The following is a 26,018-nucleotide window of genomic DNA, read 5'->3' on the forward strand; positions in this document are numbered from 1 at the left end:
CGAAAACCGGGTTTCCACTTTTCGGGATCATGGTCTAGTCGGCGCTCAAACCGTAGCGCTCGACGACCTCGCTGCTGATCAGCTTGGCATGCAGCGTCATCAGTATAATTTGCGCATCGAGGCTGTCGCCGGCCTCAAGGGCTGCCTCGAGCCGGCGCTCCGCATCCAGCCTATCTTGAAGGCCGTTGGATTGCTCGAACGCTTCCGGCCCAGCAACACAATAGCCAAATAGCTGCGCCACCGGTGGGTAGGCTTGTGGTGGCGGCTCGTCGGGCCAGTGGTCCTTCATCAGATTGACGATGGTGAGCTTTGCTCCCTCCGGCACAAGGGCGGGATGAAGGTCGACGCCGCGCAACGCAGCGTCGAGTTGCCTGAGGTCGCCTGAACGGCCGAACATTCCGAGGAAGCCTAGGGAAGAGCGTCGTCTCGCCATGATGTTCCTTCACCCGAATGCCCGAACCGCAGCGAAGCGCTGGCCGCACGCAGCCGCTATCCGCTCGCTGCCAGCAACAAAACACCGGCGAGGGCCGATCCCGCAAGCGTCGGCAGCATGCCGATCTTCAGCTTCAGAATGGCGATCATGGCAGCGCACGACAGCAGCGCCGCACCCCAGTCGATCGATGAGAGCACCGGCACGTCCATTCCAAGCCCGATGTTGCGCACCTCGCCGAAAATGACGTGCAAGCCGAACCACAGAGCGAGATTCATGATGACGCCGACGACGGCGGCGGTGATCGCGGTCAGCGCCGCCGACAGTGCCTTGTTGCCGCGCAGGGCTTCGATGTAGGGCGCACCGAGGAATATCCAGAAGAAGCAAGGCGTGAACGTGGCCCACAGGGTGAGCATCGCCCCTAGCGATCCGGCAAGCAGTGGGTTCAAGGCTCCGGGCTGGCGGAACGCGGCAAGGAAACCGACGAACTGCAGGACCAGAATGAGCGGACCCGGCGTGGTTTCGGCAAGACCGAGGCCATCGACCATCTCACCGGGCGCGAGCCAGCCGAAGGACTCGACCGCTGCCTGCGCGACATAGGCAAGGACCGCGTAGGCGCCGCCGAAGGTGACGACCGCCATGACGCTGAAGAACCCACCGATCTCAGTCCACACGCTGGCGGATCCGGTGAACGCCCAGATCAGAAGCACAGGCCCCAGCCAGATCGGCAGCCAGATCGCAATGGTGCGCGGCGCATGCCATCGCGTCGGCCTGGTGTGGGCCAGCTCGCCGCGCTCGAACATCAGGTCGACCGCGCCCTTGACGTCGGGAGCATCGCCCTTGCCGTGCGACGCGCCGGAAAAGAGGCCCGGCGCAACACGGTTGCCAATCCAGCCTGCCAGGCCGGCAAGCAGGATGATGAGCGGAAACGGCACGTTCAGCGCATAGATGGCGATGAAGGCGGTGATCGCGATCGACACCATGACCCGGTTCTTGAGGGCACGCCGTCCGATCCGGATCATCGCCTCGATCACGATGGCGAGCACGGCCGCCTTCACCCCGAAAAACAGCGCCTCGACAAGGGGCGCGTCGCCATACAGCGCATAGAGGATGCTCAAGGTGAGCATCACAAGCGCGCCCGGCGCGACGAAGAGGATGCCGGCGACGAGGCCGCCGATCGTCCGGTGCAGCAACCAGCCGATATAGATGGCGAGTTGCTGGGCTTCAGGGCCGGGCAACAGCATGCAGTAGTTCAACGCATGCAGGAAACGCTGCTCGCCGATCCAACGCCGTTCCTCGACCAGTTCCTTGTGCATGAGCGAGATCTGCCCAGCCGGCCCGCCGAAGCTGAGCAGGCCGATTTTCGCCCAGAGCTTTACCCCTTCGCGGAAGGTTGGCGCTGCCGGCGCTTCGACGATCCCGCCAGTTTTGCCAGAAGCCCCCGTTTTGTCAGACGGCATGGCGCTCATGATGGCTTGCTCGCGCTTGGCCAGTTGTGCGTCTCCTCGGTGGCGTCGCGGCACCATCGGAAAAACGCATCGTAGAGCAGCATCCCTGCCTCCAGCTGTTCAAGATCGTCGCGAAACATCCGCGACAGTCCAAGCGAGGCGGCCAGAAATCCGGCCGCCTGGGGAACCAGATCGAGGCTTGCGGTATCGGCTGCGCGCACAATCATGGCCAAGCGGTCGAGCGCCTCGGATTCGAGCCCGAACTCTTCGATCATCGTGTCGAAGGTGCAGTGTTCGCCGCGGTGTGACCAGAACACATTGTCGATGTCGAAAGGCACGGCCTGAAAGCGATCCGCAGCAGCCGGCACTTCGGCCGCTTCAACAAAGAGAAAAACCGCGCTCGGATCGATGAAACGCCGGATCAGCCAGGGGCAGGCGATGCGATCGACCTTCGGGCGGGCCCGCGTCACCCACACGGTGCGGCCCCTTTCGTCGCGGGTAGGCATCTTGCCGGTGCGGACCAAAAGCCCCTTGGCATCGCGCCAGGCCTCGAACCCGCCTTCGAGGGATTCGGCGGCAATGCCCTCATGCCGCAGCCATGCGGCCACGCCTTGCGAGAGCTTCTGCCCTTTTTGGCAGACGACCGCCACTCGGCTGCCGGTGAATTCGGATGCCCAGGTTGGGACGGTTTTGAAATCACGCCGGCTTGAGGCCGGCAGCAGGCGCGGATCGGCGTTGTAATCATCATCGACGCGAACATCGATAATCGTTGGCGCGCCCGGCAGACCAATCAGACGGGACAGTTGCGATACGGTGATAACGGTTGTTGACGGCATGGCGTCCACCTCCTTGAAAGAGAAGCTTGGACGCGAACGTTGGGCTGACGCCTCACGGGGTCGTCGCGATGCACCCCTTGCCATGATCGTGGATTTGTCGCGCCCACTTGTCAAGCGTCATCCCTGGAGCAAAGGATGCTCCGGCTCCGGCGGCCGGCTTGGCGGAACCAGAACATTTCTGGGAGGAAACCCATGAAAAAGACCTATCTCGGCAGTTGCCATTGCGGCGCGGTGCGTTTCGAAGCCGATATCGACCTCGCCGAAGGCATCCGCAAATGCAATTGCAGCTTCTGCTGGAAGCTCGGCTACCGGAAATCCTTCGCAGCCTATGAGGCCGTGAGGGTGACGGATGGCCGCGACCGGATGCGTGAATACAAGGCGACGCCGTCGAACTGGCCGGAGGGCGACATCAACCACTATATGTGCCCGAACTGCGGCGCGAATTTTCTCTCGCGCGGCTTTCTCGACTTCATGGGCGGGAATTTCTGGGCGGTGAACGTCGCCTGCCTCGACGACGTCACCGAAGAGGAACTCGCCGCAGCACCAATCGTTTACGAGGACGGCAAGCGCGACAGGCAGGACCAAGCGCCGGAGATCACCGGTTATTTGTGAGCGGCGGGCTCAGAAAACATCTGACGGCGGCTTGATCGAACCAAGCCGCCGGCCAGCGGAAGGCGCCGGAGGCCGACGTTAGAGCGGTTCATCGTTTCACGGAAACGCCGAACCGCTCTATCTCTTTGTTTTTGCGCAATTCCGGACGGAAAACCGCTTCACACTTTTCCTGGAATTGCTCTAGTGATTGTCCCGCGGCACGCCCTTGGTGTGCGCCACATCCTGATATTTCACCGCCGGCTTCAGCACCATTCCTTCGGAAAACTGGTCGACCATGCCACGCTGGATCTCCTGNGTGATTGTCCCGCGGCACGCCCTTGGTGTGCGCCACATCCTGATATTTCACCGCCGGCTTCAGCACCATTCCTTCGGAAAACTGGTCGACCATGCCACGCTGGATCTCCTGCCATGGCGTCTGATGCTTGGGGTAGTGATAGCCGCCACTGTTCTGCAGCTCGGCGCGACGGCGCGTGATCTCGTCATCGGTGACGAGAATGTCGGCAGTGCCCTTGCGCAGGTCGATGCGGACGCGGTCGCCGGTCTTCAGCAGCGCCAGCCCGCCGCCTATGGCGGCTTCGGGCGAGGCGTTGAGGATCGACGGCGAGCCCGACGTTCCCGACTGGCGGCCGTCGCCGATGCAGGCCAGCGCGTGGATGCCCTTCTTGATGAGATGGGCCGGCGGCTGCATGTTGACGACTTCGGCGCCGCCCGGATAACCGATCGGGCCGGCGCCACGCATGAACAGGATCGTGTGCTCGTCGATGCCTTGCGCCGGATCATCGATGCGGGCGTGGTAATCTTCGGGACCGTCGAAGACCATGGCGTTGCCTTCGAAGGCCTCAGGGTCCTTCGGGTTCGACAGATAGCGTTCGCGGAATTCGGGCGAGATGCCGCTGGTCTTCATGATCGCCGAATCGAACAGATTACCCCTAAGATTGATGAAGCCGGCATTGGCCTTCAGCGGCTCGGCGACGGTGCGGATGACGTCGAGATTCTCGTTGACGGCCCCACTGCAATTGTCGCCCATCGTCTTGCCGTTGACGGTCATGGCGTCGGGATGGGGCAACAGCCCAGCCTTCATCAGTTCGGCCACGACCGCCGGCACGCCACCGGCATGGTGGTAATCCTCGCCGAGATATTCGCCCGACGGCTGCAGGTTGACGATGAGCGGTATCTTGAGGCCGACCTTCTGCCAGTCGTCATTGTCGAGCGGCACGCCGAGATGGCGGGCGATGGCGTTGAGGTGGATCGGCGCGTTGGTCGAGCCGCCGATGGCCGAATTGACGACGATGGCGTTCTCGAAGGCCTGCCGGGTCATGATGTCGGAGGGCTTCAGATCCTCATGCACCATGTCGACGATACGTTTTCCCGTCTCATAGGCGATCTGGCCGCGCTCGCGATAGGGCGCGGGGATCGCAGCCGAGCCCGGCAGCTGCATGCCGAGCGCCTCGGCCAGCGAATTCATGGTGGTGGCAGTGCCCATTGTGTTGCAATAGCCGGTGGACGGCGCCGAGGAAGCGACGATGTCCATGAACTCGTCATAGCCGATCTCGCCGGCCGACAGGCGCTGGCGCGATTCCCAGACGATCGTTCCGGAGCCGGTGCGCTTGCCCTTGTGCCAGCCATTCAGCATCGGGCCGACCGACAGCGCGATGGCCGGAATGTTGACGGTGGCCGCTGCCATCAGCAGGGCCGGCGTCGTCTTGTCGCAGCCGATGGTGAGCACGACGCCGTCGAGCGGGTAGCCGTAGAGCACTTCGACCAGGCCGAGATAGGCAAGGTTGCGGTCGAGCGCCGCTGTCGGGCGTTTGCCCGTCTCCTGGATCGGGTGGCACGGGAACTCGAAAGGGATGCCGCCCATCGAGACGATGCCCTCGCGCACGCGCTTGGCCAGCTCGATATGATGGCGGTTGCAGGGCGACAGATCCGAACCGGTCTGGGCGATACCGATCAGCGGGTTGCCCGACATCAGTTCGGCACGCGTCAGCCCGTAATTCAGGTAGCGCTCAAGGTAAAGCGCCGTCATCCCCGGGTTGTCGGGATTGTCGAACCACTCCTGCGAGCGAAATTTCTTCTTAGTTGTGGGGGCGCCGGCCATCATGGTCTCCGTATTTGTATGACAAATCGATATGACAACGCGCGAGAGCAGGCAAGAGGCACGCGCCATCCGAATCCGGACTTTGGTGCGATAGACATACATCGGCCCCCACGCTAGACCGGATCGGGGTTTGTCAATTTTGAATCCGGGAGATTTTGATGGCTTTGGTGATCGAAGGCGAGGAACGCATCGCCGCACCCCTGCAAAAGGTGTGGGAAGCGCTGAACGACCCGGACGTTCTGAGGCAGACCATTCCGGGCTGTCAGAGCCTCGAAAAGAAGTCGGACACCGAGATGGGAGCGACCGTGGTGCTCAAGATCGGCCCGATCAAGGCTACGTTCAACGGCGGGGTGACGCTCAGGAATCTCAACCCGCCGCATTCCTACACCATCCAGGGTGAGGGCAAGGGCGGCATCGCCGGCTTCGCAAAAGGCGGCGCCGATGTGACGCTGACCGCCGATGGGCCGGAGGCGACGATCCTCAGATATGCGGCCAAGGCCGATGTCGGCGGCAAGATCGCCCAGCTCGGCAGCCGGCTGATCGAATCGACGTCGAAGAAACTGGCCGGGCAGTTTTTTTCGAGTTTTGGCGAGAAGGTCGGCGGCTGAGCCCCTCCCCCTTGAGGGGAGGGTGGCCCGAAGGGCCGGGTGGGGTCGGTGGCGACGCGCTCCGACATTTCCTTCGTAAGAGGTTGAGGCGGTTCAGATGACCCCTCCCACCGCGCTTCGCGCGGCACCCTCCCCTCAAGGGAGAGGGATATCCGCGTTACTCGAACACGATGCTCGGCACCGCGGCTTCCGCCGCGCCGCGTTCTTCATTGACCCTGTCCCAGACCTTAGAAGCGATGTCGCGGTAGATTTTTGCCTCGGCGCCATCGGGCTTCGAGACCACCACCGGTGTGCCGGCATCCGAGCTTTCGCGGATGCCCATCTCGAGCGGCACTTCGCCGAGGAAGGTGACGCCGAGGCGCTCGGCCTCGCGGCGCGCGCCGCCGTGGCCGAAGATATCGTAGCGCTTGCCGGTGTCGGGGGCGAGGAAGTAGCTCATGTTCTCGACGATGCCCAACAGCGGCACGTCCACCTTCTTGAACATGTTGAGGCCCTTTCGCGCATCGATCAGGGCCAGATCCTGCGGCGTCGAGACGATGACGGCGCCGGCGAGCGGCACCTGCTGGGCCATGGTCAGCTGCGCGTCGCCAGTGCCGGGGGGCATGTCGACGACGAGCACGTCGAGCGGACCCCACTCGACCTCGCGCAGCATCTGCGTCAGCGCCGACATCACCATCGGCCCGCGCCAGATCATCGGCGTCTCCTCATCGACGAGGAAGCCCATCGACATGACCTTCAGCCCGTAATTCTCCATTGGCTTCAGGACCTTGCCGTCGACGGTCTGCGGCCGGCCATGGATGTTGAGCAGCCGCGGCATGGACGGGCCGTAGATGTCGGCGTCAAGCACACCAACCCTCAAGCCGTTAGCGGCGAGGCCAAGAGCGATGTTGACGGCGGTGGTCGACTTGCCGACGCCGCCCTTGCCGGAAGCGACAGCGATGATCGCCTCGATGCCGGGCACGCCGCGTTTGCCCTGGCTGTGCGAGGCCGGAGCATGCGGAGCCGGGCGTGGCGCGGCAGCGGGTGCGGCCGCAGGTGTGGGCCTTGGGGCGGGCCTGGGAGCGGGTCTTTGCGGAACCGGAGCCTCCATGCCGCCACCCTTCTTTTCCGCCGTCAGCGCGACCACGGCGCCGGCGACACCGGGGATCGCCTTGACGACCCGTTCGGCTGCGGCGCGCAACGGCTCCATCTCCTGGGCCCGGGCGGCAGGAACGGTGATCGAGAAGAAGACCTTGGCATCGGCAATGAAAATCTCGGAAACCATGCCGAGGTCGACGATGTTGCCGGTGAAATCCGGCCCATTGACCGTCTTCAGGCGCTCGATGACGATTTCCTTGGTGACGTTTTCCTGGACGGCGGGCATCAGCTTTTCCTCTGCTTTTCCGCATCAGATAATGCAGTTCCCGAACAGAACCAAGCGGCGGAACGGCACGCGCAGTGGCATGGCTTCAAAAACTTGCGTCCACTTGTAGGGATTTGCGTCAATCGAAACGTCTTAGGAAGAGGCACGCCGATCGCGCGAGCTGCGGTCGCCAGAAGGCAAAGCAGCCCTATTTTCCTGCAGGGCTCGGGCGTGCTCGCCAGCAAGGAAGGAGACAATCATGCTCGCAAACAGCAACGCAACGGCCAATCTCGCGGTGAAAGATCTGGCGAAGGCCAGGTCTTTCTATGAGGGAACGCTCGGCCTGACAGAGGTACACAATGAGGGTGGCGAGTTGATCGTCTACAAAAGCGGCGACACCAGCATCAATGTGTACCACTCGAAGTTCGCCGGCACCAACAAGGCAACAGCGGTGACCTGGATGGTCGGCGACGAGATCGACACCGTCGTCAAGGCGCTGAAATCGAAGGGCGTGGTCTTCGAGCACTACGAGATGCCGGGCCTGACGCTGGAAGGCGACATCCACGTCGGTCACGGCATGAAGGTTGCCTGGTTCAAGGATCCGGACGGTAACATCCTGAACCTTGTGGACAGGTAGATTTCGCGCTGCCGCACAATACGATTTCAGGTGCCACTCACGTCACGCCGCCAGGCTGACCGCGAGGTAGGTAAGGGCCGAAATCGCGGCGGTGGCCGGCAGAGTGACAATCCAGGCGATGACGATGTTGCCGGCGATGCCCCAGCGCACAGCCGAGACGCGGCGGGCGGCGCCGACGCCGATAATGGCGCCGGTGATCGTATGCGTCGTCGACACCGGAATGCCGAGCCAAGTGGCGGCGAACAGGGTGATCGCACCGCCGGTCTCGGCGCAGAACCCCTGCATCGGGTTCAGCCGGGTGATCTTCGAGCCCATGGTGTGGACGATGCGCCAGCCGCCGAACAATGTGCCCAGCGCCAGCGCCGCCTGACAGGTGATGACGACCCATAGCGGCACGTAGAAATTCTCTCCGAGCATGCCTTGCGAATAGAGCAGCACGGCGATGATGCCCATGGTTTTCTGTGCGTCGTTGCCGCCATGGCCGAGCGAATAGAGCGAGGCGGAAACGAACTGCATGACGCGGAAAGTGTTGTCCACGGCGAACGGTGTCTGGCGCACGAACGCCCAGGAGACGGTAAGGATCAGGACAAGCGCCAGCAGAAATCCGGTCGCCGGCGACAGGACGATGGCCGCAATGGTCTTGCCGAGTCCGGTCCAGACGATGGCGCCGCCGCCTGCCTTTGCAACGCCGGCACCGACAAGTCCGCCGATCAGCGCGTGCGAGCTGCTGGAGGGGATGCCGACGAGCCAGGTGACGATATTCCAGACAATGGCACCGACGAGAGCGGCGAAGATCACCCCCGGGGTGACGATGCTGGCGTCGATGATGCCCGTTCCCAAGGTCTCGGCAACATGAAGGCCGAAGAACAGGAAGGCGATGAAATTGAAGAAGGCCGCCCACAGCACCGCATAGTGTGGCCTCAGCACACGCGTGGAGACGATGGTGGCGATAGAGTTGGCGGCATCGTGCAGGCCGTTGAGAAAATCGAAGAACAGCGCAACGGCGATGAGCCCGGCCAGCACGGGAAAGGCGATGGCGGCTTCCATTGGCTAAACGTTCTCGATGACGATGCCGCTGATCTCATTGGCGACGTCCTCGAACCGGTCGACCACTTTTTCCAGCTCGCCATAGATCTCGCTGCCGATCAGGTAGGCCATCGGGTCGCTGCGGCCATGCCTCTTGAACAGGTCCTTCAGGCCCTGCTCGTGCAGATCGTCGGCCCGGCCTTCCGCGCGCATGACCTCTTCGGCGATCGCATTGAGGCGCACGCTGTGGGCGCCGATCTTGCTGAGCAATGGGATGGCCTCGGCGACCAGCTTGGCTGCAATAACGATGACGCCGCCCATTTCCTGCATCAGCGGGTCGAATTCCTTCTTGTCGAACAGCTTCACCGTCTTGACGGTCTTGTGCATCATGTCGATGGCGTCATCCATCGACTGGATCAGGTCCTTGATGTCACCGCGATCGAAAGGCGTGATGAACGAGCGCCGCACGGAAAGCAGGACTTCCGCGGTGATGTGATCGGCCTGGTCTTCAAGATCGATGATCTTCTGGCACCAGCGATCGATGTCCTTGCCCTGGAGGAGCTGCTCGAGCGCCTCGGCGCCATCGACCACGGTGCGGGAGTGCTGCTCGAAGAGGTCGAAGAAGCGATCTTCGCGCGGCAGCAGCTTGCGGAACCAGCCCAGCATGTTCGATCTCCCGTGCCCCACGACCTCGCCTTATCCACATAGCGCCGCATGCCGCTGCGGGAAATAGTAAGCCGGCTGAAAGGTGTGGATGCTGCCGATTGCACATGCAGCTTGCGGCGGAAGGCAATTTCCCCGACCTTGGCACTGGACGCACCGGACAGATGGCATGATCGACAAGCTGGAATTCTTCATCGCGCTGGCCAGGGAAGAGCATTTCGGCCGGGCGGCGGAGGTGTGCGGCGTCACCCAGCCGACGCTTTCGGCCGGGATCAAGCAGTTGGAGGGCCAGCTCGGCGTGATGCTGGTATTGCGCGGCTCGCGCTTTCAGGGGCTGACGCCGGAGGGAGAACAGGTGCTGGTGTGGGCGCGCCGCATCGTCGGCGATACCCGCACCATGCGCGAGGAGATGCGGGCGGCGCGTCACGGCCTTTCGGGACGCATCCGCATCGCGGCCATCCCGACGGCGCTGGCCATGGTGGCGCGGCTGACGACACCCTTTCGGGCAAAACATCCCGGCGTGACCTTCTCGGTGCTGTCGCGCACCTCGATCGAGGTGCTGTCGCTGCTCGGCAATTTCGACATCGACGCCGGCATCACCTATCTCGACAACGAGCCACTGGGGCGGGTGACCAGCGTGCCGCTCTATGACGAGCGCTATCAGCTGATCACCGCCGTCGGAAACCCCTATTCCGACCGCGACAAAGTGACATGGGCGGAGCTCAGCCAGCTGCCGCTCTGCCTGTTGACGCCGGACATGCAGAACCGCCGCATCATCGACCAGCATTTGGCCGAAGCCGGCACGCAGGTGCGGCCGACACTCGAATCCAATTCGATGATCGTGCTGTTCTCCCATATCCGTACCGGCAAATGGTCGTCGATCATGCCGCTCAACCTCTCGGAAACATTCGGCTTTTCCGAGCCGATCCGGGCCATACCGATCGTCGAGCCGGATGCCAGCCACACCGTGGGGCTGGTTGCGACGCCGCGCGAGCCGCACACGCCGCTGGTCTCGGCGCTGCTGGACGAGGCGATGGCGCTGGCAGACGATTTCCGCGCCCGCCGTTGAGCTAGAGATTGCCGGATGAGTGGGATCGATAGAAGATTTCTATCGAGCAACGGATCGGCTTTATTGATTTGGCGGGTTTCCTCTGATTTCCTAAACACTTAGCGACATCGCATGTCGTTGCCCAAAAAGAACGTTTCGCACTTTTGGGCGACATGCATTGGATCGCAACGACCAGGGAGGGCGCTGCATGACAATGCAGCCTGCAAGTACCGAGATCGCGTCGCGCACGGCGGCGATCATCCAGGAGCTGAAGGGCCTCGAAGGCCCGCTATTGCCGATCCTCCACGGCATCCAAGAAGAGTTCGGCCATGTGCCGCAGGACGCGCTGCCGGTGATCGCCGAGGCGCTGAACATCTCCAAGGCGGAGGTGCACGGCGTCGTAACCTTCTACCATGACTACCGCAGCCACCCGGCCGGGCGGCATGTGCTGAAGCTCTGTCAGGCGGAAGCCTGTCAGTCGATGGGCTCGGATGCCATTGCCGCCAAGCTCAAGCAATTGCTGGGTATCGGTTTCCACGAGACGGCGCGCGACGGTTCGGTGACGCTGGAACCGGTCTATTGCCTCGGCCTTTGCGCCTGCGCGCCATCGGCGATGCTGGACGGCGCGGTGATCGGCCGGCTCGATGACGAAAAGCTCGACGAGATCGTTGCCGAGGTGCGCTCGTGATCCCGCGCATCTACATTCCGGGAGACTCCGGCGCGCTGGCGCTGGGTGCGGAAAAGGTCGCCAAGGCGATTGAGAGAGAATTGGCCGATCGCGGCATTGAGGCCAAGATCGTGCGCAACGGTTCGCGCGGCGCCTATTTCCTCGAGCCGATGGTCGAAGTGGCAACAACAGACAAGGGCCGCGTCGCCTACGGGCCGGTAAAGCCGTCCGACGTCAAAGGACTGTTCGACAGCGGCTTCCTCACCGGCGGTCACCACAAGCGCTGGCTGGGCGCGCCCGACAAGATCCCGTTCCTGGCCAGGCAGACGCGCCTGACCTTCGCGCGTTGCGGCGTCATCAATCCGCTGTCGCTCGATCACTACAAGGCACATGGCGGGCTGAAGGGCCTGCAGAACGCCGTGGCGATGGCGCCGGCCGACATCGTCAAGCAGGTCACCGAGTCGGGCCTGCGCGGTCGCGGCGGCGCCGGCTTCCCGACCGGCATCAAATGGAAAACGGTGCTCGATACGACGGCCGACAAAAAGTATATCGTCTGCAATGCCGACGAGGGCGACAGCGCCACCTTCGCCGACCGCATGATCATGGAGGGCGACCCCTTCGTGCTGATCGAGGGAATGGCGATCGCCGGCGTCGCGACCGGCGCGACCAAGGGTTTTGTCTATATCCGCTCGGAATATCCGCATGCGGTGGCGATGATGCAGAAGGCGGTCGAGGTCGCCCGCGAGGCGGGCCTGCTCGGCGTCAACGTGCTGGGCTCGCCCAACGCCTTCGACTTGGAAATCCGCGTCGGCGCCGGTGCCTATGTCTGCGGCGAGGAGACCTCGCTGCTCAACAGCCTCGAAGGCAAGCGCGGCGTCGTTCGCGCCAAGCCGCCACTGCCGGCCATCCAGGGCCTGTTCGGCAAGCCGACGGTAATCAACAACGTCATCTCGCTGGCATCGGTGCCTGTCATCATGGACAAGGGTGCTGCCTTCTACAAGGATTTCGGCATGGGCCGCTCGCGCGGCACCATTCCGATCCAGATCGCCGGCAATGTCAGATATGGCGGCCTGTTCGAGGCAGCGTTCGGCATGACGCTTGGCGAGATCGTCGATGACATCGGCGGCGGCACGGCGACCGGACGTCCGGTCAAGGCGGTGCAGGTCGGGGGTCCGTTGGGAGCTTATTTTCCCCGCGCCCTGTTCGACACGCCATTCGACTACGAGGCTTTCGCCGCCAAGGACGGGCTGATCGGCCATGCCGGCATCACCGTGTTCGACGACACCGCCGACATGCTGAAGCAAGCGCGCTTCGCCATGGAGTTCTGCGCCATCGAAAGCTGCGGCAAGTGCACGCCATGCCGCATCGGCTCGACGCGCGGCGTCGAGACGATCGACAAGATCGCCAGGGGTATCGAGCCGGAAAAGCAGATCGAGCTGGTGACAGACCTCTGCAACACGATGAAGTTCGGTTCGCTCTGTGCGCTGGGTGGCTTCACGCCCTACCCGGTGATGAGCGCAATCAACCACTTCCGCGATGATTTCAAGCCGGCGCCGGTCGCCGAAGCAGCAGAATAGGAGTCTCGCCATGGGTCTCGTTCAGGAAATCGACTACGGCACACCGGCCTCGACCTCCGAGAAGCAGGTGACGCTGACGGTTGACGGCTTCACCGTCACCGTGCCGGAAGGCACCTCGATCATGCGCGCCTCGATGGAGGCGGGCATCGCCATTCCGAAACTCTGCGCCACCGACATGGTCGACGCCTTCGGCTCCTGCCGGCTTTGCCTGGTCGAGATCGACGGCCGCAACGGCACGCCATCCTCCTGCACGACGCCGGTGGCGCCGGGCATGGTGGTGCATACCCAGACCGGAAGGCTGAAGGACATCCGCCGCGGCGTGATGGAGCTCTACATCTCCGACCATCCGCTCGACTGCCTGACCTGTGCTGCCAATGGCGACTGCGAATTGCAGACGCAGGCCGGCGTCGTCGGCCTGCGCGACGTGCGCTACGGCTATGAGGGCGACAACCACGTTTTCAAGAAGAACGACGGCGCAGAAAATTTCAAATGGATGGCGAAGGACGAGTCCAACCCGTACTTCACCTATGATCCGTCGAAATGCATCGTCTGCTCGCGCTGCGTGCGCGCCTGCGAGGAGGTGCAAGGCACCTTCGCGCTGACCATCGAGGGCCGCGGCTTCGAAAGCCGCGTCTCGCCCGGCATGCATCAGCTGTTCATCGACAGCGAATGCGTGTCCTGCGGTGCCTGCGTGCAGGCCTGCCCGACGGCGACGCTCTCCGAGAAATCGGTGATCAAGATCGGCCAGCCGGAGCATTCGGTCGTCACCACCTGCGCCTATTGCGGCGTCGGCTGCTCGTTCAAGGCCGAAATGCGCGGCGACGAGCTGGTGCGCATGGTGCCCTACAAGGACGGCAAGGCGAACCGTGGCCATAGCTGCGTCAAGGGACGTTTTGCCTACGGCTATTCGACCCACAAGGAGCGCATCCTCAATCCGATGATCCGCGAAAAGGTCACCGATCCATGGCGCGAAGTGTCGTGGGAAGAAGCGCTCACCCATACCGCCAACGAGTTCCGCCGCATCCAGTACCAGTATGGCCGCACCTCGATCGGCGGCATCACCTCGTCGCGCTGCACGAACGAGGAAACCTATCTGGTGCAGAAGCTGATCCGCCAGGGTTTCCGCAACAACAATGTCGACACCTGCGCCCGCGTCTGCCATTCGCCGACCGGCTATGGTCTTGGCCAGACATTCGGCACTTCGGCCGGCACCCAGGATTTCGATTCGATCGAGAAAACCGACGTGGTGATGATCATCGGTGCCAATCCGACCGACGCACATCCGGTATTTGCGTCGCGCATGAAGAAGCGGCTGCGCAAGGGCGCCAAGCTGATCGTGCTCGACCCGCGCCGCACCGATATCGTGCGCTCGGCCCATATCGAGGCGCAGCATCATCTGCCGCTGAAGCCCGGCACCAATGTCGCCGTGGTCACCGCGCTTGCCCACGTCATCGTCACCGAAGGCCTGTTCGATGAGGCCTTCATCCGCGAGCGCTGCGATTGGGACGAGTTCCAGGACTGGGCGTCGTTCGTGGCGCTGCCAGAAAACAGCCCTGAAGTGGTCGGTCAGCTTGCCAGTGTCGATCCCGAAGAGATCCGCGGCGCCGCTCGGCTGTTTGCCACCGGCGGCAATGGCGCGATCTATTACGGCCTCGGCGTGACCGAGCACAGCCAGGGCTCGACCACGGTCATCGCCATCGCCAACCTTGCCATGGCGACCGGCAATGTCGGCCGGCCGGGCGTCGGCGTGAACCCGCTGCGCGGCCAGAACAATGTCCAGGGCTCCTGCGACATGGGCTCGTTCCCGCATGAGCTGCCCGGCTATCGCCACGTCTCCGGCGACGCGGTGCGCGACATCTATGAGAGCCTGTGGGGCGTCAAGCTCGACGATGAGCCCGGCCTGCGCATCCCCAACATGCTGGACGCCGCCGTCGACGGCTCGTTCAAGGGCCTCTATGTGCAGGGCGAGGACATCCTGCAGTCGGATCCCGACACCAAGCATGTCGCCGCAGGGCTGGCGGCAATGGAATGCGTGGTCGTGCACGACCTCTTCCTCAACGAGACCGCCAACTACGCGCATGTCTTCCTGCCCGGCTCGACCTTCCTCGAGAAGGACGGCACCTTCACCAATGCCGAGCGCCGCATCAACCGCGTGCGCAAGGTGATGGCGCCGAAGAACGGGCTGGCCGACTGGGAAGTGACGCAGAAGCTCGCACAGACGATGGGGCTTGCCTGGAATTACCAGCATCCGTCGGAAATCATGGACGAGATCGCCAAGACGACGCCGAGCTTCGCCAGCGTCTCTTACGACTATCTGGAAAAGATGGGCTCGGTGCAGTGGCCCTGCAACGAGAAGGCGCCGGAAGGCACGCCGATCATGCATATCAGCGGTTTCGTGCGCGGCAAGGGCAAGTTCATCCGCACCGAATATGTTGCGACCGACGAGAGGACGGGACCGCGCTTCCCGCTGCTGCTGACCACCGGCCGCATCCTGTCGCAGTACAATGTCGGCGCGCAGACCCGGCGTACCGACAATATCATGTGGCACAGCGAGGACCGGCTTGAGATCCACCCGCATGACGCCGAAAACCGCGGCCTGCGCGACGGCGACTGGGTCCGCCTGACGAGCCGCTCCGGCGAGACGACGCTGCGCGCGCTGATCACCGACAAGGTGTCGCCTGGCGTGGTCTATACGACGTTCCACCACCCCGACACGCAGGCCAACGTCATCACCACCGACTTCTCCGACTGGGCAACCAACTGTCCGGAATATAAGGTGACGGCGGTGCAGGTAGGCGCGTCCAACGGACCGTCGGAATGGCAGATCGACTATGACGAGCAGGCCCGCAACAGCCGTCGCATCGCGACGCTGGAAGCAGCGGAGTAATCTTTGAGCGCGCGCCGCAAAGCCACGACGCAGATCTCGCGGCTGGCGCACCGCGCCGGCGGCACTGCGGCCGCCAACCGTATGGTGCCGGAAGAGACGCCGGTGGCGTTCTCCTTTGCCGGCACCACTCATGCGGTGATGATGGCAAGTCCCGCCGATTTCGAGGATTTCGCGCTCGGCTTCTCACTGACCGAAGGCATCATCGCCGACCGCCAAGAAATCGAGGCGATCGAAATCGAAGATCACGGCGCCGGCATCGACATCCAGATCAGCTTGAAGGACCAGGCCAATACGCGCTTCGAAGCGCGGCGCAGAAGGCTGGCCGGACCGGTCGGCTGCGGGCTGTGCGGCATCGAATCGATCGAGGAAGCGATGCGCTCGGTCGAGGCCGTCGGTTCGTCAAAACTTACGCTTGCGGCCGAAGATATCATCCGCTCGGTCAAGCTTCTGTCGAGGGTGCAGCCGCTGCACGCCGAGACCGGTGCGGTGCATGCCGCCGGCTTTTACATCCACGGCAAGGGCATCGTCATGGCGCGCGAGGATGTCGGCCGCCACAATGCGCTCGACAAGCTGGCCGGCGCACTGGCCAAAGCCGGCATCGACGGCACCTCGGGTGCCGTCGTCGTGACGTCGCGCGTTTCGGTTGAGATGGTGCAGAAGACGGCGGCGATAGGTGCTGCCTTCATCATTGCCGTCTCGGCACCGACGGCACTTGCCATCCGCACCGCAGAAGAGGCTGGCATGACGCTGGTGGCTCTCGTACGCGGCGATGATTTCGATATTTTCACCCACCCCGAACGGGTGGTTTCTGGAGTTGCCAAGCATGTCGCATGACGAAGGCCACATCATGAGCACCGGCGAGAAGCTGGTCCGCATGGCCAACCAGATCGCAGCCTTTTTTCACTCCAAGCCGCGCGAGGAAGGCATTGCCGGCGTCGCCGAGCACATCAACAAGTTCTGGGAACCGAGGATGCGGCGGCAATTGTTCGAAATGCTGGACAGCGGTGGCGAAGGCTTCAACGAGCTTGTCGTGGCCGCCTCGGTGAGGATCAAGCGGCCGAGTGCGCCGGAGGGCGCAGGTTTTAGCGCGGACGGGAGGGCCGAGATCGCCGCAGCGTCACAGAAATAGGCCAGCAAACGTCTCTTTAGCTGCCGCCGGCTTACATTCAACCTCTCTAAAGTTGCATCTGCCGCAATCCGCGCGCCTCTGCTATGATCCCGCGACCAGAAATCGTCGGGCCGGGCGGACAAACCTCGTGAGGCCGATCGAAACTCGATACGCCCGAAGCGGCGACGTGCGGATCGCCTACCAGGTGGTCGGCCAGGGATCGTTCGATCTCGTTTTCGTGCCGGGCTTCATTTCCAATCTCGATCTGCACTGGGAAGACGAGGGTTACAGCCGTCTGCTGAAACGGCTTTCAGAGTTCTCGCGGCTGATCCTGTTCGACAAGCGCGGCACCGGCCTGTCCGATCGCGTCGATGCGCATCACCTGCCTAGTCTCGAAACCCGCATGGACGATGTGCGTGCGGTGATGGATGCCACTGGCAGCGGCCGTGCGGCATTGCTCGGTGCTTCGGAAGGCGCGCCGATGGCGATGCTGTTCGCCGCCACCTATCCGGAGCGGACCCGGGCGCTGGTGCTCTATGGCGGCTATGCACATTTCCACAAATGGGTGATGCCACCGGAACGCCTCGACGCCTTCATCGAGATGGCGGAGACCGCATGGGGCACCGGCGCCACCTTGCCTCATTTCGCGCCTGGCCGGGTTGACGATTCCCGTTTTGCAACATGGTGGGGGCGCTTCGAGCGGCTATCGGCGAGCCCGACGGCGGCAGCTGCCTTGGCGCGCATGAATGCGGGGATCGACGTGCGCGGCGTGCTGGCGGCGATCAGCGCACCAACGTTGCTGATCCATCGCCGCAACGATGCGCGGGTCGATCCCGACGCCAGTCGTTTCCTGGCCAAAAAGATCCCGAATGCCCGCCTGGTCGTGATCCCTGGCCGCGACCACCCGATTTGGACCGGCGACGTGGACCGGGTGGCCGACCTGATCGAGGAGTTTCTAACCGGCGAGCGCGCTGTCGCCGAGGCGGAGCGCGTGCTAGCCGCACTTCTAGCGACCCGCATCTACGATACCGCGCGCCTCGGCGACCGCATGTGGAGCGAGCGCAGCCAGCGTTTTCAGGAAACTTGGCGGCTGCTGGTCGGGCGCCATGGTGGCCGCTCTGCTGGAACGCATGGCGAGCTGATGATGTCGCGCTTCGACGCCCCGGCGCGTGCCATACGCTGTGCGGCGGCGCTGCGCGACGCGGCACAGAAGATCGGCGTGGCCACAGCGCAAGGTGCGCATGTCGGCGAGATCGAGTTGCGCGGACCGCCGGCGGGGCTGACAGGGCGCGTGACGATGCAGCTTGCCGCCCATGCCGGCAGCGGCGATATCCTCGCGTCCCGGCTGGTCGCCGATCTGGCAACCGGTTCGGGCCTTCATTTCACCGATGCCGGGCGGATCGCGCTTGACGAACTCGATGAGCCGCTCGCCCTGGTGCATGCGACGTCCGAACAGCATCTGGAGCCCGCCTGCCGGCCCAAAGCCCGGATGACCGAGCCGGCAGCGCTGACGGCACGCGAAAGCGAGGTGGTGAGCCTGATTGCCGACGGCAAGAGCAATGCCGCGATTGCCGCCGAACTCAGGCTGAGCGAGCACACGGTCAAGCGCCACGTCGCCAACATATTGCTCAAGCTGGATCTGCCGTCGCGCGCGGCTGCGGCGGCGTTTTCTGCCAGGCACGCTGGCCCGGACGGGCCATGAGAGCCATGGCGCTTTCGGGCGAAGCGGCCACGGAAGCGTAAGCGTATCAATTCTCTCCGCAGGCCAGGCGGATGTCGCCGAGAAAAGGCACCGCGAAGGGAGGATGAAATGTTGAAATGGAAGATCCAATCATTGGTGATGGCAGCAGGCATTGGTGCGCTCCTGACTGTTGCCCCGGCAAAGGCCGAGGATGCTTCGGCAACGGCTGCCTACAAGGATATCCAGGCGACGCTCGGCTCGGTGCCGGACATGTTCAGGACACTGCCGGACGTCGCGGTCGCCGGCGCCTGGGCTGAGATCAAAGGGGTGCAGCTCAACCCGAAAACCGCGCTCGATGGCAAGACCAAGGAGTTGATGGGCCTCGCTGTCGCTGCGCAGATCCCCTGCCAGTACTGCATCTATTTCCACACGCAGGCAGCCAAGCTCAATGGCGCAACCGACGAGGAGATCAAGGAAGCGGTGGCGATGGCCGCGATCGTGCGCCACTGGTCGACGATGCTCAACGGCAGCCAGGTCGATCTCGCGACTTTCAAGCAGCAGGCCGATGAGGTGTTCGCCGCCGTCAAGGCGAAGTCACAGTAGAAAAATCACTCCCCGGCGATGAACGCCGGACAGCGCCGATCAATCAAACGCCCGCTCGTGAAGACGGGCACATGGAGGATACAATGGTGACCAAGACACAGGCCGTGGACGGCGCGGCGATCAAGAAAGCGATCGAAGGCCGTGACGGAAAATTGCTGTCGAGCTTCTATGCCGACGACGCGCTGGTGCGGGTAATCGACCGCAACAATCCGCCGAGCAAGCCGCGCGAAATCCGCGGGCGCGCGGCGATCAGCACGTTCTGGGACGACATCTGCAGCCGGGCGATGACCCACAAGGTCGACACCACCATCGCCGACGGCGACAACCTCGCCTTCACCCAGGCCTGCGACTACCCGGACGGCACAAAAGTGTTCTGCGCGGCGATGCTGGAGCTGAAGGACGGCCAGATTGCGCGGCAGACCGTCGTGCAGGCATGGGACGAGTGAGGAGGCGGCCATGTTCAGCGCCAGATGGCAGATCGACGCCAAGTTCGGGCACAAGCAGGCAGTGCTCGACTTGTTGAAAAAATGGGAACGCGAGATCGGCTCGCAGGTCGGTCTCGCCGAGCTTGAGTTCCAGATCATGACCGGTTCGATCGGCGCACGGGAGGCGACGGTCGAGTCACACCACCAGGTCGAAAGCCTAGCACAACTGGAGGAATTCTTCGCCAAGATCGGCAAGATCGACGCGCACGCCAAATGGGGGAAGGAGATGGAGCCCTATGTGGTGTCGGGCACCAGCCTGTGGAACATCTATCGCATTGTGGAGTAGCGCTCTTCTGCCCGTTAACGGGAAGAAGATGCCGGCAGGCAGATAAGGGGCAGCGCCAAGTTGGCAGAAGCTTGTGCTGCCCCTCATCCGCCCTTCGGGCCACCTTCTCCCCGTGAGCGGGGAGAAGGGAAGGCGCTAGCCGTGTGCCACCATCACATGCCGCACGGCGGTATAATCCTCCAGGGCATAGAGTGACATGTCCTTTCCGTAGCCGGACTGTTTCAGCCCGCCATGCGGCATCTCGTTGGTCAGCATGAAATGGGTGTTGATCCAGGTGCAGCCATATTGCAACCGAGCGGCTGTCGCCATGGCGCGCGAGACATCCTTGGTCCACACCGAGGACGCGAGGCCATAGTCGCTGTCATTGGCCCAGCTCACCGCCTCGTCGACTTCGGAAAAGCGAGTGACCGAGACGACCGGCCCGAACACTTCGCGGCGCACGATCTCGTCTTCCTGCAAGGCGCCGGCGACGACCGTCGGCTGGTAGAAGAAGCCGGAGCCCTCGCCCGGCTTGCCACCGGTGGTGATCTCGATGTGCTTCAACTCGGAGGCGCGTTCGACGAAGCTCGAAACGCGGTCGCGCTGGCGGCGTGAGATGAGCGGCCCGATCTCGTTCTCGGTGTCGTCGGGGCGGTTGTACTTGATGGTCGAGACGGCCGAGGAAAGGTCGGCGACAAGCTTGTCGTAGATCTTCTTGCCGGCATAGATGCGACAGGCGGCGGTGCAGTCCTGGCCGGCATTGTAATAGCCGAAGGCGCGCAGGCCGTTGATCACCGCGCCCAGGTCGGCGTCATCGAAGACGATGACCGGCGCCTTGCCACCGAGCTCGAGATGGGTGCGCTTGACCGACTTGGCGGCCGCCTGCAGCACCTTCTTGCCGGTGGCGACATCGCCGGTGATCGAGATCATGTTGATTTTCGGGTGGTTGATCAGCGTGTTGCCGACGCTGTCTCCGCGGCCGAGCACGACATTGACGACGCCTTCCGGCAGGATCTCGGCTAGTATCTTCGCCAGCTTTAGCGCCGTCAGCGGCGTCTGCTCCGACGGTTTGAAAACCACGGTATTGCCGCCGGCGATCGCCGGCGCCAGCTTCCAGGCCATCATCATCAGCGGGTAGTTCCACGGCGCGATCGAAGCGACGACGCCGATGGCGTCGCGCCGGACCATCGAAGTGTGGCCGGGGATGTATTCGCCGGCGACCTGCCCGGGCATCGAGCGGACGGCACCGGCAAAGAAGCGGTAGCAATCGACGATCGCCGGGATCTCGTCGTTGAGCACGGCATTGATCGGCTTGCCGCAATTGAGCGCCTCGAGTGCGGCGAAATCCTTCGCGTCGGCCTCGATGCGGTCGGCGATCTTCAGGAGATAGCCCGCGCGCTGCGCCGGCGTGGTGCGCGACCAGGTGACGAAAGCCTTTTCGGCCGCCAGCACCGCTGCCTCGATCTGCGCCTGGCTGGCTTCAGGCAGGTTGAGGATGGTCGCCCCGGTCTTCGGATTGAGGATCGGCTCCTCGGTCTCGGTGCCCTTCTCGAATTTCGAGCCGATCAGCATCTTTGTGTCCATGGAAGTCTCTCCCTTATGGATTTTTGACGTCATTTGCCCGAACCGGCGATCTGGTCGCCGTCGCGGGTCAGGTAGTAGGCGGCGAGGATGGGCAGCAGCGTCACCAGCACGACAACCATGGCCACGACATTGGTGACCGGGCGCTGGCGCGGACGGATCAACTCCTCCAGCATCCAGATCGGCAACGTCTGTTGCTGGCCGGCGGTGAAGGTGGTGACAATGACCTCGTCGAACGACAGCGCGAAGGCGAGCATGCCGCCAGCGAGCAGGGCGGTGGCGATGTTGGGCAGCACGACATGGCGGAACGTCTGGAAGCCGTCGGCGCCAAGGTCCATCGACGCCTCTATCATCGAGCCGGAGGTGCGGCGGAAGCGGGCGACGGCGTTGTTGTAAACGACGACGACGCAGAAGGTGGCGTGGCCGAGCACGATCGTCCAGAAGGAGAACGGAATCTCGGCCAGCGAAAAGGCCGAACGCAACGCGATGCCCGTGATGATGCCGGGCAGCGCTATCGGCAGGATGACCAGCAGCGAGATGGTTTCGCGGCCAAAGAACCGTGTTCGCGACACGGCGGCCGCGCAGAGCGTGCCGAGGACCAGGGCGACGGCGGTTGAGATGGCAGCGACCCGGACCGACAGCGACAGCGCTTGCCAAACGTCCGGGCGGTTCCAGGTGACAGCGAACCACTGCGTCGTCAGCCCCGGCGGCGGCCAGACGAAGCTCTTTTCCTCGGTCGTGAAGGCATAGATAAAGATCAGGAGGATCGGCAGATGCAGGAACAGCAGGCCGCAGGCGGCGGCGACCTTCAGGCCGAGAGGAGCGGGTTGTGAGCCATCAGAGCGCATCGAAAGCTCCCATGCGCTTGGCGCCCCAGAGATAGAAGCCCATGATGACGATGGGCACCACGGTGAAGGCGGCGGCAAGCGGAATGTTGCCGGCGGTGCCCTGCTGCGAATAGACGGCCTGTCCGATGAACAGCCGCGAGGTGCCGATGATCTGCGGGATGATGTAATCGCCGAGCGTCAGCGAGAAGGTGAAGATCGAGCCGGCGACGATGCCCGGCAGTGCCAGCGGGAACAGCACGTTGCGGAAGGTCTGGCCGGGCGAGGCGCCGAGATCGGACGAGGCCTCGACCAGATTGCCCGGCACGCGCTCGAGTGCCGCCTGCACCGGCAGGATCATGAAGGGCAGCCAGACATAGACGAAGACGATGAAGGTGCCGGTGGACGACACCGACAGCGAATTGCCGCCGACGATCGGCAGCAACAGCCAACCATCAACAAGCCATAGAAGATGCAGCTTGGCGAGCAGCCAGGTCAGGATGCCTTCCTTGGCGAGGATGAGCTTCCAGGCGTAGATCTTGACCAGATAGCTCGACCACAGCGGCAGCATGATGCCGAGATAGAACAGCGCCTTCCAGCGGCCGCGCGCATAGCGCGCCGCGTAATAGGCGATGGGGAAAGCGATGACCGCCGAGGCGAGCGTGACCAGGGCCGCCATCGTCACCGTGCGCAGGATGATGTCGAGATTGGCGGCCTGCAGCAGATCGCCATAGGTCTTCAGCGTGAATTCGCGGTTGATGAGGCCGGAGAATTCGTCGATCGAGAAAAAACTCTGCAAGAGCAGCGCGAACAGCGAGCCGATATAGACGATGCCGAGCCACAGCACCGGCGGCAGCAGCATCAACAGCAGCAGCAGCTTCGGCTTGCGCCAGAAGACGTCGGACAAGGCGCCACGCATGCCGCCGCTTCCCGGCAGGATGGCGGGCGCGGGATTGGAGTTGAGCACGGCGATTGTCATGACGCCGCTCTGTCTTGGCGGAGGAAATATGAGAGGCCGCGATCCTTCGCGCCCCCCTCTGTCCTGCCGGACATCTCCCCCACTTGGGGGGAGATTAGCTGTCGCGACTGCTTTCGCAAATCTCCAACATTGCAGGATTGGCGGCGAGCTCGAAGCTGCCGATCTCCCCCCAAGTGGGGGAGATGTCCGGCAGGACAGAGGGGGGCGCCGTGGAGCGCCTCACTCAGTCCACTAGCTACCTTCAGCGCCATCATCCGGGCTCGTCCATCAGATGCAGATGCTCGCGGTTGAAGGTGAGCATGACCGCCTCACCCTCCCTCGGCAATTTCGCACCCGCTGGCACGATGGCGTGCAGCCTCAGCCCGTCGGCATCGAGCGCCAGTCTTGTCGTGGCGCCGAGATAGTTGGTCGAGACGAGGCGAGCGGCAACGCCGTCGCCCTTGGCCGCTCGACCAATGCGAATGGATTCAGGACGCAGGCTCCCCCAGCGATGCTGGCCGGAATAACGCTGGACGAAATCAGGCGGCAGCACATTGGACGAGCCGACGAAATCGGCGACGAAACGCGTCTTCGGGCGCTGGTAGATGTCCTCCGGCGTGCCGATCTGCATGACCTTGCCGTCGTTGAAGACGGCGACGCGGTCGGCCATCGAAAGGGCCTCGCCCTGGTCATGGGTGACGAAGACGAAGGTGATGCCGAGCGCCTTCTGCAGCGACTTCAGCTCCTCCTGCATGTTCTCGCGCAGCTTGAGGTCGAGCGCGCCAAGCGGTTCATCGAGCAGCAGCACCTTGGGCTGGTTGACCAGCGCGCGAGCGAGCGCGACGCGCTGGCGCTGGCCACCGGAGAGCTGGCCGGGACGGCGGGCGCCGTAGCCCGGGAGCCGCACCAGCGATAGCGCCTCCTCGGCTGCCTTGTGCCGCTCGGCTTTCCCGACTCCCTTGACCATTAGCCCATAGGCGACATTGTCGAGCACGTTCAGATGCGGAAACAGCGCGTAGTCCTGAAACACGGTGTTGACGTTGCGGCGGTAAGGCGGAACGCCTTCGGCACGTTCGCCGAAGATGGAGATCGAGCCCGATGTCGGCTGCTCGAAGCCGGCGATCAGGCGCAGGCAGGTCGTCTTGCCGGAACCGGAAGGCCCAAGCATGGCAAAGAACTCGCCCGGCACGATGTCGAGATCGACCATATCGACGGCGCGCACGCTGCCGAAATGGCGAGAGACTTTGGCGAACGAAACGGCTGGTGTCATGGGCTGTCCCAGGCTGATCAAATTCAGGCGACGGCGCTGCCCTCATCCGCCTGCCGGCACCTTCTCCCCGTATAGTGACAGGGAGAAGGGGGCTTACCTAAACGCCGGCGTCCTCCCTCTCCCGTCGGGGAGAGGGTGAGAGTGAGGGCAGTGATACGTTCTCAGAACGAGTGAGACGAACTCACCGCCCGCCGATGACGCCAATGTAATCCGACACCCAGCGATAGTAAGGCACGCACTGGTCGTTCTGGGTGGCGCATTTCGACACTGGCGTCTTCCAGAACTTGATCTTTTCGAAATTGTCGTAGCCGTTGGTCTTGCAGCCTTCTTCGCCGAGCAGTTCGTTGCCTTTGCAGGCAGCCGGCACCACCGGCAACGAGCCGAACCAGGCGGAAATGTCGCCCTGGACTTTCGGCGACAGCGAATGTTCCAGCCACATATAGGCGCAGTTCGGGTGGGCTGCGTCGGCCTCCATCATGGTGGTGTCGGCCCAGCCGGTGACGCCTTCTTGCGGAATAGTCGAAGCGACCGGTTTCTTGGCGGCAACCAGCGTGTTGACCTGGTAGGGCCATGAACCTGAAGCAACAACGCCTTCGTTCTGGAAGTCGTCGACCTGGATGGCGGCGTCATGCCAGTAGCGTCCGACCAGCGTGCGCTGGACGCGCAGCAGATCTAGCGCGGCCTTGTACTGATCCTCGGTCAGCTCGTAGGGATCCTTGATGCCGAGCTCCGGCTTGTGAAACATCAGATAGTTGGCGGCATCGGCGACATGGATCGGCCCGTCATAGGCCTGGACGCGGCCCTTGTTCGACTTGCCGTCAGGCAAGGTCATCTCCTCGAAGACGACGTTCCAGCTCTTCGGCGCTTCCTTGAACACCTCGGTGTTGTACATCAGCACATTCGGGCCCCACTGGTAGGGGACGCCGTAGTGGACGCCGCCGACCGTGAACCACGGCGCATCCTTGAGCCGGTCGTCGACCGTCTTCCAGCTCGGGACGAGATCGGTGTTGATCGGCTGGACGCGCTTGCCGGCGACGAGGCGCAGCGACGCGTCGCCCGAGGCGGTGACGAGATCGAAGCCGCCCTCATTCATCAGCGCGACCATTTCGTCGGACGTGTTGGCCGTCTTGACGTTGACCTTGCAGCCTGTGTCCTTCTCGAAGGACGTGACCCAGTCGTAGCCCTTGTCAGTTTCGCCGCGCTCGATGTAGCCGGGCCAGGCGACAATGTTGACCTGGCCTTCGCCCTTGCCGAGTTCCTTGACCTGAGCGATCGCCTGGCCGGAGAAGGTCAGCGCGACCGTCAATGCAGTGCATGACTTCAGGAATGAATTCATCGTCGATCTCCCATTTGAGGGGCCGCAC

24 protein-coding genes and 1 pseudogene are annotated in these 26,018 nt (G+C 63.3%); 13 read left to right on the plus strand and 12 right to left on the minus strand.

Annotated features, from left to right (window positions below):
- Nucleotides 1–34: 34 nt before the first annotated feature.
- From CIT25_RS02445 to CIT25_RS02455, 3 genes are read right to left on the minus strand one after another with little or no spacing between them, the layout of a single operon-like run.
- The gene (locus tag CIT25_RS02445) at nt 35–433 is read right to left on the minus strand and encodes a hypothetical protein (RefSeq protein ID WP_095482984.1); all 399 of its coding nucleotides are present in this window, start codon (nt 431–433) and stop codon (nt 35–37) included.
- A 56-nt stretch (nt 434–489) separates the two neighbouring features.
- Entirely contained in the window at nt 490–1,899 is a 1,410-nt protein-coding gene (gene chrA / locus CIT25_RS02450; protein ID WP_095482985.1) for a chromate efflux transporter, read from the minus strand.
- Complete coding sequence (locus tag CIT25_RS02455) at nt 1,896–2,714, minus strand: chromate resistance protein ChrB domain-containing protein (RefSeq protein ID WP_095482986.1); 819 nt, start codon at nt 2,712–2,714, stop codon at nt 1,896–1,898. The genes chrA and CIT25_RS02455 overlap by 4 nt, the downstream gene beginning before the upstream one ends.
- A 192-nt stretch (nt 2,715–2,906) precedes the next feature.
- Between CIT25_RS02455 and CIT25_RS02460 the strand changes: the two genes are divergently transcribed.
- Complete coding sequence (locus CIT25_RS02460) at nt 2,907–3,326, plus strand: GFA family protein (RefSeq protein WP_095482987.1); 420 nt, start codon at nt 2,907–2,909, stop codon at nt 3,324–3,326.
- Between the two features lie 295 nt (nt 3,327–3,621).
- Here CIT25_RS02460 and CIT25_RS02465 read toward each other — a convergent pair.
- Nucleotides 3,622–5,424 (minus strand): annotated as a pseudogene (locus tag CIT25_RS02465) (IlvD/Edd family dehydratase); the annotation flags it as partial.
- A 158-nt stretch (nt 5,425–5,582) separates the two neighbouring features.
- On the opposite strand from CIT25_RS02465, the gene CIT25_RS02470 reads away from it, so the two are divergent.
- Nucleotides 5,583–6,032 (plus strand): SRPBCC family protein, encoded by a 450-nt coding sequence (locus CIT25_RS02470; RefSeq protein WP_095482988.1) that lies wholly within the window; start codon nt 5,583–5,585, stop codon nt 6,030–6,032.
- A gap of 157 nt (nt 6,033–6,189) precedes the next feature.
- Here CIT25_RS02470 and CIT25_RS02475 read toward each other — a convergent pair whose 3' ends face one another.
- Nucleotides 6,190–7,395, minus strand: coding sequence for an Mrp/NBP35 family ATP-binding protein (locus CIT25_RS02475; protein ID WP_095482989.1), 1,206 nt, complete (start codon nt 7,393–7,395; stop codon nt 6,190–6,192).
- Nucleotides 7,396–7,633: 238 nt separating this feature from the next.
- Between CIT25_RS02475 and CIT25_RS02480 the strand changes: the two genes are divergently transcribed.
- Nucleotides 7,634–8,011, plus strand: coding sequence for a VOC family protein (locus CIT25_RS02480; RefSeq protein ID WP_095482990.1), 378 nt, complete (start codon nt 7,634–7,636; stop codon nt 8,009–8,011).
- Nucleotides 8,012–8,053: 42 nt separating this feature from the next.
- On the opposite strand, the gene CIT25_RS02485 is transcribed toward CIT25_RS02480, so the two are convergent.
- Nucleotides 8,054–9,058, minus strand: a complete 1,005-nt coding sequence (locus CIT25_RS02485; RefSeq protein WP_095482991.1) for an inorganic phosphate transporter — start codon at nt 9,056–9,058, stop codon at nt 8,054–8,056.
- 3 nt (nt 9,059–9,061) lie between these two features.
- On the minus strand, nt 9,062–9,703 hold the full coding sequence (locus CIT25_RS02490; protein WP_095482992.1) for a DUF47 domain-containing protein: 642 nt from the start codon (nt 9,701–9,703) through the stop codon (nt 9,062–9,064).
- A gap of 166 nt (nt 9,704–9,869) precedes the next feature.
- Here CIT25_RS02490 and CIT25_RS02495 point away from each other — a divergent pair, with 166 nt between their 5' ends.
- The 10 genes from CIT25_RS02495 to CIT25_RS02540 all read left to right on the plus strand — a co-directional run bounded on the left by CIT25_RS02495 (nt 9,870) and on the right by CIT25_RS02540 (nt 20,042).
- Nucleotides 9,870–10,769: a LysR family transcriptional regulator gene (locus tag CIT25_RS02495; protein WP_095482993.1), complete on the plus strand. Its 900-nt coding sequence runs from the start codon at nt 9,870–9,872 to the stop codon at nt 10,767–10,769.
- 187 nt (nt 10,770–10,956) lie between these two features.
- A complete protein-coding gene (locus CIT25_RS02500) occupies nt 10,957–11,436 on the plus strand; it encodes a formate dehydrogenase subunit gamma (protein ID WP_095482994.1) in 480 nt (159 codons plus the stop codon).
- Nucleotides 11,433–12,992, plus strand: a complete 1,560-nt coding sequence (locus CIT25_RS02505; RefSeq protein WP_095482995.1) for a formate dehydrogenase beta subunit — start codon at nt 11,433–11,435, stop codon at nt 12,990–12,992. Before CIT25_RS02500 ends, CIT25_RS02505 begins: the two co-directional genes overlap by 4 nt.
- 10 nt (nt 12,993–13,002) lie before the next feature.
- Nucleotides 13,003–15,879, plus strand: coding sequence for a formate dehydrogenase subunit alpha (gene fdhF / locus CIT25_RS02510; protein WP_095483046.1), 2,877 nt, complete (start codon nt 13,003–13,005; stop codon nt 15,877–15,879).
- 3 nt (nt 15,880–15,882) lie between these two features.
- Nucleotides 15,883–16,713, plus strand: coding sequence for a formate dehydrogenase accessory sulfurtransferase FdhD (gene fdhD / locus CIT25_RS02515; protein ID WP_095482996.1), 831 nt, complete (start codon nt 15,883–15,885; stop codon nt 16,711–16,713).
- Nucleotides 16,703–17,008, plus strand: a complete 306-nt coding sequence (locus tag CIT25_RS02520; RefSeq protein ID WP_095482997.1) for a formate dehydrogenase subunit delta — start codon at nt 16,703–16,705, stop codon at nt 17,006–17,008. Before fdhD ends, CIT25_RS02520 begins: the two co-directional genes overlap by 11 nt.
- 127 nt (nt 17,009–17,135) lie before the next feature.
- On the plus strand, nt 17,136–18,689 hold the full coding sequence (locus tag CIT25_RS02525) for an alpha/beta fold hydrolase (protein ID WP_095482998.1): 1,554 nt from the start codon (nt 17,136–17,138) through the stop codon (nt 18,687–18,689).
- 108 nt (nt 18,690–18,797) lie between these two features.
- Complete coding sequence (locus CIT25_RS02530; protein WP_095482999.1) at nt 18,798–19,271, plus strand: carboxymuconolactone decarboxylase family protein; 474 nt, start codon at nt 18,798–18,800, stop codon at nt 19,269–19,271.
- A gap of 83 nt (nt 19,272–19,354) precedes the next feature.
- Nucleotides 19,355–19,717 carry a nuclear transport factor 2 family protein gene (locus tag CIT25_RS02535; RefSeq protein ID WP_095483047.1) on the plus strand — a complete coding sequence of 121 codons (363 nt, stop codon included), beginning with the start codon at nt 19,355–19,357 and terminating at the stop codon, nt 19,715–19,717.
- 10 nt (nt 19,718–19,727) lie between these two features.
- Entirely contained in the window at nt 19,728–20,042 is a 315-nt protein-coding gene (locus tag CIT25_RS02540) for a hypothetical protein (protein WP_095483000.1), read from the plus strand.
- A 135-nt stretch (nt 20,043–20,177) separates the two neighbouring features.
- Here the strand turns inward: CIT25_RS02540 and CIT25_RS02545 are convergent, their stop codons facing one another.
- The 5 genes from CIT25_RS02545 to CIT25_RS02570 form a co-directional block, all read right to left on the minus strand.
- Nucleotides 20,178–21,605 carry a gamma-aminobutyraldehyde dehydrogenase gene (locus CIT25_RS02545; protein WP_095483001.1) on the minus strand — a complete coding sequence of 476 codons (1,428 nt, stop codon included), beginning with the start codon at nt 21,603–21,605 and terminating at the stop codon, nt 20,178–20,180.
- Between the two features lie 29 nt (nt 21,606–21,634).
- Nucleotides 21,635–22,450 carry an ABC transporter permease gene (locus CIT25_RS02550; protein ID WP_095483002.1) on the minus strand — a complete coding sequence of 272 codons (816 nt, stop codon included), beginning with the start codon at nt 22,448–22,450 and terminating at the stop codon, nt 21,635–21,637.
- Nucleotides 22,440–23,405, minus strand: coding sequence for an ABC transporter permease (locus CIT25_RS02555; protein ID WP_095483003.1), 966 nt, complete (start codon nt 23,403–23,405; stop codon nt 22,440–22,442). Before CIT25_RS02555 ends, CIT25_RS02550 begins: the two co-directional genes overlap by 11 nt.
- A gap of 250 nt (nt 23,406–23,655) precedes the next feature.
- Nucleotides 23,656–24,654 carry an ABC transporter ATP-binding protein gene (locus CIT25_RS02565; RefSeq protein WP_095483004.1) on the minus strand — a complete coding sequence of 333 codons (999 nt, stop codon included), beginning with the start codon at nt 24,652–24,654 and terminating at the stop codon, nt 23,656–23,658.
- A gap of 181 nt (nt 24,655–24,835) precedes the next feature.
- A complete protein-coding gene (locus tag CIT25_RS02570; RefSeq protein WP_095483005.1) occupies nt 24,836–25,990 on the minus strand; it encodes an ABC transporter substrate-binding protein in 1,155 nt (384 codons plus the stop codon).
- Between the last annotated feature and the right edge of the window lie 28 nt (nt 25,991–26,018).

This window comes from Mesorhizobium mediterraneum, from assembly GCF_002284565.1.
GTDB classification, from domain to species: Bacteria; Pseudomonadota; Alphaproteobacteria; order Rhizobiales; family Rhizobiaceae; genus Mesorhizobium; species Mesorhizobium mediterraneum.